Raw genomic sequence first — 16,123 nt, 5'->3', positions numbered from 1 at the left:
GATAATTAACCAAGAATCTCCCCTACGTGTTTCTGGATATTTTCGCAAATATTATCTAAGGGAAGGTCATTGGCATCATATCCAAACGGGTCTTCAATTTCTTCGGCCAATAACTCAATACTGGCAAAAACGAATAATACAAAACCAATAATTGGTATAGCAAGATATTTCATCTCAAACGCCCATGTAAATGGAAGCGTCATGATATAAGTAAAGATAAACTTCTTGATAAATACATTGTATGAGAACGGTATCGGGGTTTTTCTGATCCTTTCACATGCACCGCAAATATCTGTAAATGAAGTAATTTCGATAATTATACTAAATAATTGCTCCGGGTTGATATAACCCTGTTTGTTAAGTTCATAAATACGCCCGATAATGGCGGACGCCACCTGGTTAGGCACATGTTTTTCGGCATCGATAACAACAAAGGCCTGTTCTTCTGGTATATAAATATCCCGAAGGTGATTTCGTAACACTCTTGCATATAACGGGATCAGGTAGTTGAAAAACGCCCATTCCTCTTCGCCAACCAGGAATTTTAGTTTTATAGCCAGGTTGCGGCTGCTATTGGTCAGACTGCCCCATACTTTCCTGCCTTCCCACCAACGGTCATAAGCCGAGTTTATCCGGAAGGCCAGTAATAACGATAACACAAACCCTACAGTTTGGTGTACAAAACTTACTTTTTTGAGCAGGCTACTGTCTGGTAAATGCCAGAAGTCTATCAGTAAATAAATTACTGCACCCGCATAGGCGCTAACTGCAATAATCAGCGGCAGAAGCTCACGTAGCGTATCGGCCTTGTTAAGCTTAAAAATAAAAGAAAACCACTCTTTGGGATTGTAGTAAACCATGTATCAATAATCTATTTTACGGCTTCAATGGCATTTGCCAGGTGTTTTGCCGTGTTGTAAACGTCCTGGAAAGAATTATATAATGGAACGGGGCTTAACCGAATCACATCCGGTTCGCGCCAGTCGCCAATTACACCATTGTCGGCCAGATAGTTAAAAATAGCTTTGGCATTGCGGCTACAAACTATCGATAGCTGGCACCCACGATTAGTTTCATTTGCCGGTGTAATAATGTTAAAAACGTTATCACCCAGTTCTCCATTAATCTCCTTGATCAGAAACTCCAAATAGCCCGTTAGCGCAACGCTTTTCTTACTGAGATTGTCGATATAGCCCGCATCGTCAAAAATCGCCATAGAGGCCTTAAATAAAGCCAAAAGAATTATGGGGCTGGTACTCACCTGCCAGCCATCGGCACCTGATGCCGGATCGAAGCCGGGGGCCATCAAAAAGCGTTTATCGGCACGGTAGCCCCACCAACCGGCAAAGCGGTTCATTTCCTTATCTTTAAAATGTTTTTGATGTACAAATATCCCGCTAATGCCTCCCGGGCCGGAATTCATATATTTATACGAGCACCAGCAGGCAAAATCGGCTCCCCACTCGTGCAACTTCAACGGCACGTTTCCGGCAGCATGCGCCAAATCGAACCCGGCATAGGCGCCGGCATTGTGTGCAGCCTTAGTTATCGCCGGTAAATCAAAAAACTGGCCGGTGTAATAGTTTATTCCACTAAACATTACTAAAGCCAATTCATCAGCGTGCTCATTTATGCAATTTACGATATCTTCGGTACGTAAAGTTACTTCGCCCTCACGCGGAAAAATTTCTATAATGGCATCTTTAGGATCAAGGCCATGAAACTTTACCTGGCTTTCCATGGCATACTGATCTGACGGAAAAGCGCCGCCTTCCATGATGATTTTAAATTTTTTATTATCTGGTTTATAGAAACTTACCATCAATAAGTGAAGATTTACTGTAAGCGAATTCATAACAGCTACTTCATTTTCATTTGCACCGACTATAGCAGCCACCGACTTTGCAAGCGGCTTGTGGTATTCCAGCCAGGGGTCACTTCCCTGGAACCAGCCTTCAACCGCAAGGTTTTGCCAGTTTGCCATTTGATCGGCCACATATTGAGCTGCAGATTTTGGCTGCAGGCCAAGGGAATTACCACAAAGATAGATGGCATCCTCTCCCTTATGTTTCGGAATCAAAAAACGATCTCTGAACTCTTTCAACGGATCAAGTTCGTCCTGTTCAATTGCAAATGCTAAGCTGTTTTGGTAATTCATCGCCCAATATTACAAAAAAGGCATTTTAAACCGGGTTATTTATTGGGTTTACTCACGTATTTATTGCCTTTTACATAAAAACGATAAGGTAAAAAAGCATCCTCGCCGGCATAACTTACGCCAATACGCGGGCCAATTGTAATTTGCTCATCTGGAAAATTGAGTCCACGGTCCTCTATCCAAAGCGTATCGCTTTGGAGGCTTATCGCATTGATATTTCGGGAGATACCTAATGCCTTAGCTACCGAGCCTGGCCCCGCAGTGATAGTGGGCTTAAGCATGGGCATATTGCGCCTAACCTGCATGGCCTCAATGCCCTCGGTAGGGTTTATTGCACGAATAAGGGTAGCATGGGGTGTGCCCTCAACAGAAGTAACTATGTTAAACATCTCGTGAATGCCATAGCACAGATAAACGTATGCTATACCGCCCTGCATAAACATGGTTCTGGTACGCGGGGTTATCCGATTGCCGTAGGAATGAGAAGCCCTATCAATAACTCCGTTATAAGCTTCTGTTTCAACAATATAACCTCCGGTGGTTACACCATCAATACAGGTAAATAAGTACTTACCAAGTAGGTTTTTACTGATGGCAACTACGTCATTCCCGAGGTAATAATCCTCATTTAGTTTCATTGTTGATAAAGGATTGGTTTTAATAATTTGTTTATTTCTGCTGCTTTATCAAAAATCATAATGTGCGTACCGCCTTTTACAATGGTAGCATTCTTTATTTTTTTGTAATCAAAAACCAAATCTTTATCGCCGGTAATGTGGTAGGTATTCGGTGGGATAATATCATTTTTCCATGCTAAAATAGCACTCATTGCCCACTCGATAAACACCGGTGAAGTACCTTTCAACATCTCCATGAACACCCTTGCATCACCTTTAGCCATCCCCCCGAACACCGGCCTGATCATGGGACCCATCGAGGTCATCAGTTTACCCGAAATGAGTTTTTGAATCGGCACATTTCTGAAAAAGCTAAAATAGCCCGGCGCCTCATCACTGGTTTTGATACTGGATATCAGGATCACCTTTTTCATAGGCACGATTTTGGCAATTTCTACCGCGAGCATTCCTCCCAACGAATTGCCAATCACTATTGAATCAGGTTTTATATTATATTGATACATAAGCTTTTGGGCGTACGAAGCTAAAGTATCAGCTTTGCCGGGCTCTATCCAGTTTATCGGGATAACTTCATGGTCGTGCAAGTCGATATTCTTATAAATCCGGGTGTCGGCACCAAGGCCCGGAATGATATAAATCCGGCTCATTAAAATTTAATCAGCTTTACTATTTGCTCCAGGAACAAAGCATCGGTTTCATCAAACTGATCCAGCAATTCGCTGTCAACATCCAGCACCCCTACTGCTAAATCGTTATTAAAAACCGGCACCACAATCTCCGACCGGGAAAGCGAGCTACATGCAATATGCCCGGGAAATTCTTCAACATCCGGCACTATCAATGTTTTGGCCTGCTCCCATGCCGCGCCGCAAACGCCTTTGCCCAATTTAATACGGGTACAGGCCACCGGGCCCTGAAACGGGCCTAAAACAAGTTCGTCGTTTTTTACCAAATAAAAACCAACCCAAAACCACTTAAACTGTTCTTTTAAAGCTGCGCTGATATTGGCCAGGTTAGCCACTAAATCGGTTTCGCCATCAAGCAAAGCTGCTATCTGGGGTAGCAATGTGGTATATTGTTCGGTTTTATCGGTTGATGTGGTTATGTTTAAATCCTCTGCCATAACGCAAAGATGGATAATTTGGCAGCAAGTATTTTAGCGCGAAAGTCAATTTTTGCATATTATTTACAATACAAAAAAGACCGACAATACAAATCCTACCAAACAATCCATCTTCAAATTTTCAAATCCTCAAATCTTCAAATTGCCTTTCCAATCCTCAAATTTTCAACTCAATTTAAATATTTCCTTTCTTCAACTCATCCGCAGCAAAATTCGCGGCACGGGCGGTTAATGCCATATAAGTTAAGGATGGATTTTGGCATGCCGACGATGTCATAGCCGCGCCATCGGTAACAAAAACGTTTTTAGCATCCCAAACCTGGTTATGTTCATTTAACACCGATGTTTTAGGATCTCGGCCCATACGCGCAGTCCCCATTTCGTGGATTCCATCGCCTATATTATGGCCCCGGTCATGCGTTTTTACGTCTTTAACACCGGCGCTTTCCAGCATTGCTTTAGCTTCTTTAACAATATCTACGCGCATCTTCATTTCATTTTCCCTGATAACCGCATCCATAGATAATATGGGCAGCCCCCATTTGTCTTTACGGGTTTTATCAAGCGTAATTTTGTTATCGTGATAAGGCAGCAGTTCGCCAAATCCGCCTATACCTATTTGCCAGTCGCCAGGTTCGGTTATGGCATCTTTGTATTGCGCGCCAATATTCATTTCGGCAATTTCACGGCTCCAGCCGGTGCGGCTGGCGGCGCCCTGGTAACCAAAGCCACGCAGGTAATCGCGTTTATCGCCAAATAAATTGGCAAAACGCACTACGTAAATGCCATTGGCCCTGCGGCCATAGTAATATTTATCTTCAAATCCTTCAACAGTGCCCGATGCACCCAAATTATAATGATGATCCATAATATTATGGCCCAATTCGCCACTACTGCTGCCCAACCCATCAGGCCAGATGTCAGTAGCCGAATTCATCAATACCCACGCACTGTTTAAGGCAGAAGCATTAACAAATACAACCTTGGCATAATATTCATAAGTTTTGTTGGTTTCGGCATCCAGCACCTCTACTCCTTTTGCTTTTTGAGTATCCTTATCATATAATATCCTGGTAACTATACTGTATGGCCTTACGGTTAAGTTACCGGTAGCCAAAGCGGCCGGCAAGGTAGATGACTGTGTACTAAAATATCCCCCGAAAGGGCAGCCCTCCCAACACCTGTTCCTGAACTGGCATTGCGTACGGCCAGGTATAGCGGCCGTAAGGTTGGCAACACGACCTATGATCATATGCCTTGTATCGTTATAATTCTTTTTAATTCGGGCAGCTACATCTCTTTCCACCCAGTTCATATCCATCGGTGGCAAAAAATGTCCGTCAGGTAAGTGAGGCAATCCTTCCAACGATCCACTTATACCAGCAAACTTCTCAACATGATCATACCATGGGGCAAGGTCTTTATAACGGATGGGCCAGTCAATTGCCCAGCCATCTTTTGCATTGGCTTCAAAATCATAATCGCTCCAGCGGTAGCTTTGACGGCCCCATAAAATAGAGCGGCCGCCCAGTTGATATGATCGCCACCAGTTAAACGGCTTAACCTCGTGATAAGGTGCTTCCTGCTCATTCACCCAGTAATCCATAATAGGTTCCTGGGCGCCCCAGTTACGTGAAATTACCGGGCGGGCTTTTCGCTGCTCCTGCGTTACCGAACCGCGGTGCTCAAAGTCCCAGGGATCTTTGGTTGCTGTTTTATAATCTTTAATGTGCTCAAAGTTCCTGCCGCGTTCAAGCATAATGGTTTTTAAGCCCCTGCCTGTTAGTTCTTTAGCCGCCCAGCCGCCGCTGATGCCCGATCCTACAACAATAGCGTCATAAGTATTTCCGGCTTTGGCGCTGCCGCTTACATTGTTTAATGGCATAATCTCGAATTGGTTATGAGTATATTTAGTATTGGTTTCTCAATTGGATAAAACAATATTATCAATTAATATTAACTAAAGCAATCGATTGAAATATTTTTTATCCGAACCTGGATGAAGCGCCTTAGCTTTCATGCCGGCTTCGCATTCAGGTCAAATTTTTCTATTTTTACCGGGCCATCACATATCGCGTATGCTTCAAATCAGCCAGCTTTACATATATCCTATAAAATCTCTTGGCGGTATTCCGGTAACTTCGGCCGAAGTTACCTCGCGCGGTTTTAAACACGATAGGCGATGGATGCTGGTTGATGGCCAAAACAGGTTTCTCACCCAAAGGGAACACCCCCAGATGGCGCTGATCAAAGTAAACATACAAAGCGATGGCTTACTGGTTTCTTATCATGCAAACGGATCTATAAAGATTCCGTTTGCATACGATACCCTTAGTAAACATGATGTGGTTATTTGGGATGATACGTGTATAGGCGTTTATGTAGGCGATGAGTTTGACGAATGGTTTACCACCATATTGGGCATTCCTTGCCGGCTGATTTACATGCCCGATGACAGTGAGCGTGAAGTTGACCAACGCTATGCCCAACCGGGCATGATCACTTCTTTTGCCGATGCTTATCCATTTTTACTCATCGGCCAGGCTTCGCTGGATGATTTAAATAAACGCCTGCCGGCTGCCTTACCGATGGATAGGTTTAGGCCCAACATTGTTTTTACCGGCGGCGATGCCTTTAGCGAAGACCTGATGGACCATATAAACATCTCGGGCATCAATTTTTACGGAGCTAAACTCTGCGCCCGCTGTGTAATGACCACTATCGATCAGCAAACGGGCGTAAAAGCTAAAGAACCGTTGAAAACACTGGCTACTTATCGCTTAAAAAATAACAAGATCCTTTTTGGACAAAACCTGGTACACCAGGGCGAAGGATTTGTTACTGTCGGTGATACCATTAGTGTATTAAGCACACACACCGACGACAGATTTATAATTGAGAAAAAGAAATCAGTATCATGAAACCAACCGTCACTATTGAATATTGCCCCAAATGCGGCTGGATGATGCGGGCAGCTTATATGGCCCAGGAACTGCTTACCACTTTTACTGATGACATTTATGGGGTAACCCTACATCCAAGCGAAATAAGCGGGAGGTATACTGTTTTTATCGATGGCGATGTGATTTTTGACAGGAAAAAAGAGGGGCGTTTTCCTGAAATCAAGGAATTGAAGCAATTGGTGCGCGACAGGGTTAATCCCGAAAAAAACCTTGGGCATTCGGATAAAAAATAAAGATATATCAAAAAATATCGGGCTTAACTGCAATTGTATATTCAATTAACAGCGCTTTTTTTCGATAAAAAGAAATACGCCCATCATATCGCCCTCTTTTTCCGTCTTAACATCCATTGATTTTACATATTTTTCGGCAAACTGTAATTTTATTATAACAAAAAAGGTAAATAAGATAGTATCGTTGTACTCTATAGTTTTAGTGGATTATTTTATTTAATATTGTTTAACTTTTTGAGTTTTTATTTTTTAAAATGCTTTCCAAAAAAACAAAGTACGCTATTAAGGCATTGGTGATCCTGGGCAAAAACATGGATCAGCCGCCTATGCAAATTTCGAGAATCGCCGAGGCAGAACGAATTCCCAAAAAATTCCTGGAACAAATCCTGCTCGATCTGCGCAATGCTGGTTTCCTGTATAGTAAAAAAGGAGCAGGCGGCGGTTACAGCTTAAACCGCGATCCGAAAGAGATTTTCCTGGTAAGTATCATGCGCATTACCGATGGCCCCATAGCCATGGTACCTTGTGCCAGCCTGAATTTTTACCACAAATGCGATGAGTGCCACCAGGAAACTACCTGCGGCATCCGCGATGTGTTTGTTGATGTGCGGGATGCTACACTTAAAATACTGAGCGAGACCAGCATAGCTGACATTATAACCCGCGAGCAGACGCTCATCAACGTGTAATGTCATCATAAAACTGTCAAATAACAGTTTTTTCAATTAAATTCTACCATTTCCCTATACTATGTATATATTTGTGATATAAAACATAATGAGCCCTATTAATACACACACTTATATCCACATGTACTGCTGTTTAACCGGCGACAGGACACGGCTATAATTTGTATTATCCACATACGCCTCTTTAGCCAAAGCCAAAGGGGCTTTTTTATAATTGATTAAAAAAATAGCTTATGCAAAGCTTCAGAACAGAACTGGAGAACCCAATAGTAGAGCAGGATATTATCGACCTGGAAAAAAAGATCAGAGCTTTTCGTGAAGGTAAAATACACGACGAAAAATTCAGGAGCCTTCGTTTGGCCCGTGGTGTGTATGGCCAGCGCCAGCCAGGTGTACAAATGGTGCGCATTAAGCTGCCATTTGGTAAGGTAACTTTTAAGCAACTACTTAAAATTGCCGATATATCTGACGAGTACGGAAGCCGTAACTTACACCTTACCACCCGCCAGGATATCCAGATTCATTATGTAAGCCTGGATCGTACGCCCGAACTTTGGGCCAAACTGGAGCAGGATGATATCACCCTGCGTGAAGCCTGTGGTAATACCGTGCGGAATGTTACCGCCTCTCCTACCGCCGGCATCGATCCGTTGGAGCCTTTTGATGTATCGCCTTATGCACATGCTACTTTCGAGTACTTTTTGCGTAACCCTGTTTGCCAGGAAATGGGCCGTAAATTTAAAATCTCGTTTTCATCAAGCGATGCGGATACCGCTTTTTCATATATTCATGATATTGGCGCCATCCCCAAAGTAAATGCCAATGGCGAACGTGGCTTCAAAATACTTTTAGGTGGCGGCTTAGGTGCACAACCTATATTGGCAAGCATTGTTGAAGAGTTTTTACCGGAAGATCAGCTGATCCCTTATATCGAAGCCATCATTCGCGTGTTTGACCGCTATGGTGAACGTAACAACCGTAATAAGGCCCGGATGAAATACCTGATCCAGAAAATTGGATTAGAGGAAGTTTTACGTTTAGCCAAAATTGAAAGAACTGCCATTAAAGTAAAAAGCTATCCTGTTAATCGCGATACCGTTGCGTTACCCGCATTGCCGGCAACAGCAGAATACCCTGCGGTAGAAATCAGCAACCCATTCCGCTATGAACAGTGGTTGGTTACCAACGTTTTTGAGCAAAAGCAAAAAGGCTTTTACGGTGTATATATTAAAGTACCGGTGGGCGATATCCCATCTGATACTGCCCGTGCCCTGGTGAAGGTTTTAGAGCCGTTAGTGGCCAACGAAATCCGTATTACACAAAACCAGGGTTTACTGTTAAAATTTGTCCGTAAGGAGGCATTGCCTGCTTTATATGAAGGTTTAGCTAAACTGGAGCTTGCCGCGCCCGGTTTTGATACCCTGGCCGACGTTACTACCTGCCCCGGTACCGATACATGCAACCTGGGCATAAGCAACAGCATGACTATGGCGCGTGTGTTGGAAGATTTGATTTTTAATGAATACGAAGAGTTCATTTTTAACCGCGACATCAAAATAAAAATAAGCGGATGTATGAACTCCTGCGGTCAGCATGGGTTGGCCCATATAGGCTTCCATGGCAGTTCGCTTAAGGCTGGTACAAAGGTATTGCCTTCGGTACAGGTAATGCTGGGCGGTGGCACTGTTGGCGATGGCGTAGGCCGTGCGGCCGAAAGAGTAGTTAAGGTGCCTTCAAAACGTGCTACCGACGTTTTAAGAAAAATCCTTGACGATTACAAAGAGTTTTCGCCAGAGGGTGAAACTTTCCATGCCTATTACGACCGCCAGGGTAAAGATTATTTTTACCGCCTACTGAAACCGCTTGCAGATTTAACAACCCTTACCGATGATGAATTTGTTGACTGGGGCCACCAGGAAACCTATGTATCTGCCATCGGCGTGGGCGAGTGTGCCGGCGTAGTAATTGATTTGGTTGCTACCCTCCTTTTTGAATCGGAGGAAAAAATGGGCTGGGCAAACGGTTCGTTTACCCAGGGCGACTGGTCTGACGCTATTTATCATTCATACAATGTTTTCATCAGTTCGGCAAAAGCTTTATTGTTAGATAAAGGTACCAACAGCAGCACACAGGCAGGCATTATTAAAGAGTTTGATGCGCAGTTTGTAGCAACCGGCGAGTTTGATTTGCAAGGATCGTTTAGTGACCTGGTACTGCAGATCAATCAAAACGAGCCCTCAGCTGAATTTGCAGCGGCATATTTAGCGCAGGCCGAAGAATTTTTAGGAAAAAGCAAAGCGCAAAGAGAGGCATTGGTGCAATAATGACGGATAACACTAAACAACCACAAATAACTTTAGTGGGTGCAGGCCCCGGCGATGCCGCCCTGATTACCGTTAAGGCTATTAAAGCATTAAAAACAGCCGATGTTGTTTTATACGATGCTTTAGTGAACGAAGAATTGCTTGGCTATGCGCCAGAGGCTTCGGTAAAAGTATATGTAGGCAAACGTTCCGGCGATCATACCTACTCACAGGAAGCTGTGAACCAGCTAATGGTTGATTACGCTATCAATTACGGCCACGTGGTAAGGTTGAAAGGCGGCGATCCGTTTGTATTTGGCCGTGGGTTTGAAGAATTGGATTTTGCCGCATCACATGATATCCCCGCTTCGGTTATCCCCGGTATTTCCAGTTCCATAGCCGTAGCTGAATTACAAAATATCCCGGTAACTCATCGCGGTTTAAGCGAAAGTTTCTGGGTGATCACCGGTACTATATCAAGCGGAAAAATTTCACCTGACCTTTATGATGCTGCCAAAAGCAGGGCAACGGTTGTTGTGCTTATGGGGATCAATAAGCTGGCAGAGATTACCGAAATATTTAAAAGTGAAGGAAAAAGCAAGCTGCCCGTAGCGGTAATTCAAAGCGGCACTACAGCGGATGAAAAAGTTGCTATTGCTACAGTTGATACCATTGTTGATGCAGTGAAAGAAAATAATATCGGTTCGCCGGCGATTATAGTGTTGGGCGAAGTGGTTTCATTGCACCCTAAATACCAGTTGATTAACGAAATTTATGACGTTGTTGCCAAAGGATAATAGTTTAACGCAAATTGAGCACGAAGAGATCGGCGGTAATCAACTGTTCCCGGTTTTTTTGAAGCTGAATAACCTCCATACCGTTTTGGTTGGTGGCGGCAATGTTGGCCTTGAAAAACTAACGGCTATTTTAAACAATAGCCAGAAAGCCAATGTAACGGTAATATCTAAAACGTTTTTACCCGAAATTCATGAACTTGCCGCGCAATACCCGGGCTTAACCATTGTTCAGAAATCGTTTACAGACAACGACCTGGATAATGCCGAGGTAGTAATTGCAGCTACTAATGATAGCGAACTTAACAAGTATGTGCGCCAATCGGCACATGACCGTAAGCTGCTCATTAACGTGGCCGATAAGCCCGAACTTTGCGATTTTTATTTAGGTTCGATAGTAAAAAAGGGCGACCTGAAACTGGCCATATCAACCAATGGTAAATCGCCTACGGTAGCCAAACGCTTAAAAGAAGTACTAAACGAAAGCCTGCCTGATGAGCTGGATACCACGCTACAACAAATGAGTGAGTTAAGGAACACCTTAAGCGGCGACTTTGCAGATAAAGTTAAACAACTGAATAATGTAACATCAGTATTGGTTGAGCCGAAATCTGTTGTGATCAAAAATTTCATCTGGCTTATATGGTCAACCATTATTGTTTCATTGGCCATTGTTATAACTGCTTTATACTTCAAAGAACCCGCTTTTAAAACATTTGTTGAAGGTGTAAGCCCGCAGTTTTATTACTTTTTAGGCGCAGGGTTTATATTCGCGATGATAGATGGCGCCATTGGCATGTCGTATGGTGTTACATCAACCACTTTCTCCCTTTCAATGGGCATCCCTCCTGCTTCAGCAAGTATGGGTGTCCACCTGTCCGAGATCATGAGCTGCGGTATTGCCGGATGGATGCATTACCGTATGGGCAATATCAATTGGAAGTTATTTTGGTTATTGGTATTACCGGGCATTGCCGGTGCAGTTATTGGAGCATCTATCCTGTCGTCCCTTGAACATTACAGCATGTATACCAAGCCCGTGGTATCAGTGTACACTTTGATATTAGGCGTTGTAATACTCTCCAAAGCGTTCAATATTAAGAAAAAGAAATCGGCTGATAAGGTAAAACGCATATCGTTGCTTGGTTTAGGCGGTGGTTTTATTGATGCTGTTGGCGGCGGCGGTTGGGGTTCAATCGTGTTATCAACACTAATAGCCGGTGGCCGCAGCCCTATATTTTGCTTAGGCACGGTAAAATTATCCCGTTTTTTTGTGGCGATAGCCGGGTCAATCACCTTCATAGCCATGGTAAGCAGCGATCATTGGCAAGCTGTAGCCGGCCTGGTACTGGGTAGCGCTTTAGCATCGCCTATTGCGGCAAAAATTTCAAATAAAATTTCGACCAAAACCATTATGGTATCTGTGGGTATCATCGTGATTTTGGTAAGTATTAAATCAATTGTTGCCTTTATTACAAAGTTTATCTGATATGAACGAGGCTTTTGAACATATAAACAACATTACACCAGGTCTGGGCCCTGTTGAAGCACTGACTAAGCTGGCTGAGCTTTATCCCGGCGAGGTTGTATTTTCGACCAGTTTTGGTTGGGAAGACCAGGTGATCAGTCATATGATCTTCGCCAATAAGCTGCCCATTAAGGTATTTACTTTAGAAACAGGAAGGCTTTTCCGCGAAACCTATTCAGTTTGGGTAAGCACCATGGACAGGTATAAACAGCCTATTCACGCTTACTACCCTAACCAGGAGCTTTTAGAACAAATGGTGAGTACCAAAGGGCCAAACAGCTTTTACGAATCGGTAGAAAACCGTAAAGAATGTTGTGGCATCCGTAAAATTGAACCGCTTAAACGTGCTTTAAAAGGAAATAAGGTTTGGATTACGGGTATCCGTGCTGATCAATCGGCCAACCGCCATGATATGCATGATGTAGAATGGGACGAACAAAACCAACTGGTAAAATACCACCCTATTTTTCATTGGACTTTGGATGAGGTTAAAGCCTATATTAAACAATACAATATCCCTTACAACTCACTTCACGATAAAGGCTTCCCGAGCATAGGCTGTATGCCTTGTACCCGTGCCGTTGCCGAAGGCGAAGATTTCCGCGCCGGCCGCTGGTGGTGGGAAGATCAATCCAAAAAAGAATGCGGCTTGCATGAGGTGACTGCAAAGTAAACACGATTTCGGGATTTTACAGGATTGACAGGATTTTTTTAAAATTCCCTGCTGGAATTTGGCGCCTCTTTTCATACTTCTTTATTAAGCTTTAATAAGATTGAGCCTTTTAATCAATTATAATTTTCTATAATTGTTTAATGAGAAGAAAAGACGACATCCTTTGGAAAGGGATACTCGAAGATGTTTTTGACGATTTCCTATGTTTTCTTAATCCCGATGCTTCTAAATTTTCGACTTTAATAAAGGTTTCGAATTCCTGGATAAGGAGTTGGAACAGGTTTTTCCGCCCGAAAATGATGAGTATTCTCCAAAGGTGATCGATAAGCTGGTTAAGGTATTTACCAAAGCCGGCAAAGAAGAATGGATTTTGGTGCATGTGGAAGTGCAGGGCCAATATCAAAAAGATTTTGCCAGCCGTATGTATACTTACTTTTACCGGATACTGGACAAATATCAAAAGCCCATAGTCGCCTACGCCATATTTACCGAAGCCAATACAAAGGAAAGACCAAACCATTTTGCCATAGACTTTATGGGCACCTGTTTGCGTTATACGTTCAATACGTATAAAATAGCCAGCCAAAGCGATGAGGTGCTGAAAGCGAGCGATAATCCTTTTGCCCTGGTTGTGCTTACAGCTAAGGCGCCGCTTGCAGGCAAAGACCTGAAAAGCAGCAGGGAACGTGACGAACTATTGCTGAATTTAAAACTTAACCTCACCAGGTTATTACTGGCCAAACAGATAGCAAAAGAAAAGATAAGGGTACTGATGAATTTTCTGAGGTATTACATACGCTTTGAAAATCAGGATATAAACACTAAATTTGAGCAACAGGTAGAAATTTTAACAGAAAGGAGCAACACCATGGGTATCGAAGAACTTTTATTAGACAGGGCTGAGAAAAAAGGCGAGAGAAAGGGTGAAAAAAAAGGCGAGAAAAAGGGTGAAATAAAAGGCAGGAAAGAAGAAGCTGTTGTTATTGCCCGCGAAATGAAAAAAGATGGCTTGCCTGTTGCCCAAATCGAAAAATTCACCCGGCTTTCTGTTGAGGAAATAGAAAAATTATAAGCAAAACTCTATAAACATTCAAAAACAGTCTGTACTATAACACTAAATTTGAGCAACAGGTAGAAATTTTAACAGGAAGGAGCAACACCATGGGTATCGAAGAACTTTTATTAGAAAGAGCTGAAAAAAAAGGCAGAAATGAAGGTAGAAAAGAAGAAGCTGTTGCTATTGCCCGCGAAATGAAAAAGGAGGGTTTGCCTGTTGCCCAGATCAAAAAATTCACCGGGCTGTCGGTTGAGGAAATAGAAAAACTATGATATACGCTCAATTTAGAATGAGCAATCATCTATGCTTGATTCCAAATGTGTTTAAATCTTTCTGATGTCCCAAACAACTACATACCAATCGCCAAACTCATCACGGTGGCTACCGGCTATTTCGAAACCCATTTTTTGATGCACTTTTAACGAGTTGACGTTTCTTACTGCTATTTCGGTGATGCAAAGTTCATAATCATCGCCTGCCAGGTTGGCTGTTGCGTTATAAAGTTTGCTTAACAATCCCAGCCCTCTGAAATCTTTATCAACACACACCTGGCCTCCTACAAAAAATTTATAGGCAGTTAAAATTTTACCCTGGTACCGGATTTTATAAAACTCCCTGAACATTGGTTCAAGGCTGGGCAGTTGTTTTTCCATAGCAGCTGTCATGGCCAGGTTATAGCCAATCACTTTATTTTTATACAACGCAATAACCTGTGGTATTTGCGCTGCCATTTGCTGTAATAGTTCAACTGTATGCTCGGCAAAAACAAAGCCTTGCTGATTCTGCTCTTCGGGCGTTAAAGATTTGTATAGATTTTGATTTTGAAGCGCTATAATTTGTTCAAAATGTTCGGTTGTAGTAGCTGCCTGGTAAGTTATTGCCGATAGAATGTCTTGGGTCGTCATTTGGCAAATGTCTTATTTTAACCGTATTTGTGCAATCATAAAAAACACTGAATTATTGGGCGAACGATATGGAACTATAGGTGAGCGAACATCGCTGCTTTGTTGCTTAACTATGATGAGTAAAGCCCAAATAATGAGCAACGCGGCTTAATTGCACGCAAAGTGTTAATATAGACTGCCGCATCATAAAAAGCCTGTATCGGGCTACTGAGACGGTTCACCGGTCATTGTCATGCTTTTTAATCCATCAGGCAGATTACCTGCCTGCTTCGAAAAAAGAGCATTTATCACTTTTTAGTTTCGGATTTTATTGACAACACTCCCTTGCTACGGCAACAAGGACACAATAACTACTGATTAACAACCCATTACACCACATAGGTTATAAAAATATAAATTGCGGGTGTATACTTTAATTTAGGTAGCTTTGAATTGTTATGCGGTAATATTATTCGCGGGAGTAGCTGTCCCTAATTATCCCTGTTTCAAAACAACAAATTACATACATAAAATAAGATCAGGATATATGGTTTTCCTGTTCTTAAAAATCTTAAAAGCCCCTGTAAACGAATACCTACAGGGGCTTTATTTATATATAAGCATATCATGGAAGAAAGAAAGTATTTAACTACCTGGAAAAGGTACATGCCGGTTATCCGTTTGCATTTGAAGAAAAGCCTGACTGAAGATCAGCAGTTCAAACTGAACATTACCGATTTTGAATCTGCCGGCGATCGTGGAAAATCGGGCTACACGTTCAATATCAATATGGAAAACGGCAAGGTTACCAACAACATTAGCGGATCGGCCGTGGCGCGCGATCTTTTTGAGGCCATCAAAGGCGATGATGCTGTTAAGGCTATGTTATTAGACAAAAACGTTAAAATAAGCGTTGGAAAATCTTTTGTGCTAAGCATCAAAACTACCCACCTGTCAACCTATAGGTAGAACCGGAGTAAGCTCAAAGCAAAAGGCGAAAAGCTCAAAGCTACTGCTAATCGGGAATAAACAATATAAAGGAAGTAACCAGCAGGCTATTTCCTTTTTTTACGGGGTTTA

Annotated in this window: 17 protein-coding genes; 10 read left to right on the top strand and 7 right to left on the bottom strand. The window is 42.7% G+C overall.

All coding sequences use genetic code 11. The features are described 5' to 3' along the window. Positions 1–5: 5 nt before the first annotated feature. The 6 genes from BMX56_RS12825 to BMX56_RS12800 all read right to left on the bottom strand — a co-directional run bounded on the left by BMX56_RS12825 (position 6) and on the right by BMX56_RS12800 (position 5,804). On the bottom strand, positions 6–860 hold the full coding sequence (locus BMX56_RS12825; protein WP_090647713.1) for a bestrophin family protein: 855 nt from the start codon (positions 858–860) through the stop codon (positions 6–8). Positions 861–871: 11 nt separating this feature from the next. Then, positions 872–2,158 carry a kynureninase gene (gene kynU, locus BMX56_RS12820; RefSeq protein ID WP_090647708.1) on the bottom strand — a complete coding sequence of 429 codons (1,287 nt, stop codon included), beginning with the start codon at positions 2,156–2,158 and terminating at the stop codon, positions 872–874. Positions 2,159–2,193: 35 nt separating this feature from the next. After that, positions 2,194–2,796 carry a DNA-3-methyladenine glycosylase gene (locus tag BMX56_RS12815; RefSeq protein WP_090647703.1) on the bottom strand — a complete coding sequence of 201 codons (603 nt, stop codon included), beginning with the start codon at positions 2,794–2,796 and terminating at the stop codon, positions 2,194–2,196. Continuing rightward, positions 2,793–3,443: an alpha/beta fold hydrolase gene (locus BMX56_RS12810; RefSeq protein ID WP_090647698.1), complete on the bottom strand. Its 651-nt coding sequence runs from the start codon at positions 3,441–3,443 to the stop codon at positions 2,793–2,795. The genes BMX56_RS12815 and BMX56_RS12810 overlap by 4 nt, the downstream gene beginning before the upstream one ends. Then, entirely contained in the window at positions 3,443–3,919 is a 477-nt protein-coding gene (locus BMX56_RS12805; RefSeq protein WP_090647695.1) for a GAF domain-containing protein, read from the bottom strand. Before BMX56_RS12805 ends, BMX56_RS12810 begins: the two co-directional genes overlap by 1 nt. Before the next feature lie 175 nt (positions 3,920–4,094). Next, positions 4,095–5,804, bottom strand: a complete 1,710-nt coding sequence (locus BMX56_RS12800) for a GMC oxidoreductase (RefSeq protein WP_090647692.1) — start codon at positions 5,802–5,804, stop codon at positions 4,095–4,097. 193 nt (positions 5,805–5,997) lie between these two features. On the opposite strand from BMX56_RS12800, the gene BMX56_RS12795 reads away from it, so the two are divergent. From BMX56_RS12795 to BMX56_RS12755, 9 genes are all read left to right on the top strand, one after another. Next, entirely contained in the window at positions 5,998–6,840 is an 843-nt protein-coding gene (locus tag BMX56_RS12795; protein WP_090648058.1) for an MOSC domain-containing protein, read from the top strand. Then, positions 6,837–7,115: an Rdx family protein gene (locus tag BMX56_RS12790; RefSeq protein WP_090647689.1), complete on the top strand. Its 279-nt coding sequence runs from the start codon at positions 6,837–6,839 to the stop codon at positions 7,113–7,115. Before BMX56_RS12795 ends, BMX56_RS12790 begins: the two co-directional genes overlap by 4 nt. A 254-nt stretch (positions 7,116–7,369) precedes the next feature. Then, a complete protein-coding gene (locus BMX56_RS12785) occupies positions 7,370–7,804 on the top strand; it encodes an RrF2 family transcriptional regulator (RefSeq protein WP_090647684.1) in 435 nt (144 codons plus the stop codon). Positions 7,805–8,037: 233 nt separating this feature from the next. Continuing rightward, positions 8,038–10,128: a HEPN domain-containing protein gene (locus BMX56_RS12780; RefSeq protein ID WP_090647679.1), complete on the top strand. Its 2,091-nt coding sequence runs from the start codon at positions 8,038–8,040 to the stop codon at positions 10,126–10,128. Next, on the top strand, positions 10,128–10,904 hold the full coding sequence (cobA, locus tag BMX56_RS12775) for a uroporphyrinogen-III C-methyltransferase (RefSeq protein WP_090647675.1): 777 nt from the start codon (positions 10,128–10,130) through the stop codon (positions 10,902–10,904). Before BMX56_RS12780 ends, cobA begins: the two co-directional genes overlap by 1 nt. Continuing rightward, the gene (locus BMX56_RS12770; RefSeq protein ID WP_090647670.1) at positions 10,882–12,390 is read left to right on the top strand and encodes a TSUP family transporter; all 1,509 of its coding nucleotides are present in this window, start codon (positions 10,882–10,884) and stop codon (positions 12,388–12,390) included. Before cobA ends, BMX56_RS12770 begins: the two co-directional genes overlap by 23 nt. A gap of 1 nt (position 12,391) precedes the next feature. After that, positions 12,392–13,102, top strand: a complete 711-nt coding sequence (locus tag BMX56_RS12765; RefSeq protein WP_090647667.1) for a phosphoadenylyl-sulfate reductase — start codon at positions 12,392–12,394, stop codon at positions 13,100–13,102. Between the two features lie 271 nt (positions 13,103–13,373). Further along, positions 13,374–14,174, top strand: coding sequence for an RpnC/YadD family protein (locus BMX56_RS12760; RefSeq protein WP_255369831.1), 801 nt, complete (start codon positions 13,374–13,376; stop codon positions 14,172–14,174). An 89-nt stretch (positions 14,175–14,263) separates the two neighbouring features. Next, positions 14,264–14,431 (top strand): hypothetical protein, encoded by a 168-nt coding sequence (locus BMX56_RS12755; RefSeq protein WP_177183796.1) that lies wholly within the window; start codon positions 14,264–14,266, stop codon positions 14,429–14,431. A 51-nt stretch (positions 14,432–14,482) separates the two neighbouring features. Here the strand turns inward: BMX56_RS12755 and BMX56_RS12750 are convergent, their stop codons facing one another. Further along, a complete protein-coding gene (locus tag BMX56_RS12750) occupies positions 14,483–15,064 on the bottom strand; it encodes a GNAT family N-acetyltransferase (RefSeq protein WP_090647662.1) in 582 nt (193 codons plus the stop codon). Between the two features lie 606 nt (positions 15,065–15,670). Here BMX56_RS12750 and BMX56_RS12745 point away from each other — a divergent pair. Beyond that, on the top strand, positions 15,671–16,012 hold the full coding sequence (locus BMX56_RS12745) for a hypothetical protein (protein WP_090647651.1): 342 nt from the start codon (positions 15,671–15,673) through the stop codon (positions 16,010–16,012). Positions 16,013–16,123: the final 111 nt, after the last annotated feature.

It is taken from the genome of Mucilaginibacter sp. OK283 (genome assembly GCF_900110415.1).
GTDB lineage: Bacteria > Bacteroidota > Bacteroidia > Sphingobacteriales > Sphingobacteriaceae > Mucilaginibacter.
The sequence above is the reverse complement of the archived record's forward strand: the minus strand, read 5'-3'. Positions and strand labels throughout refer to the sequence as shown.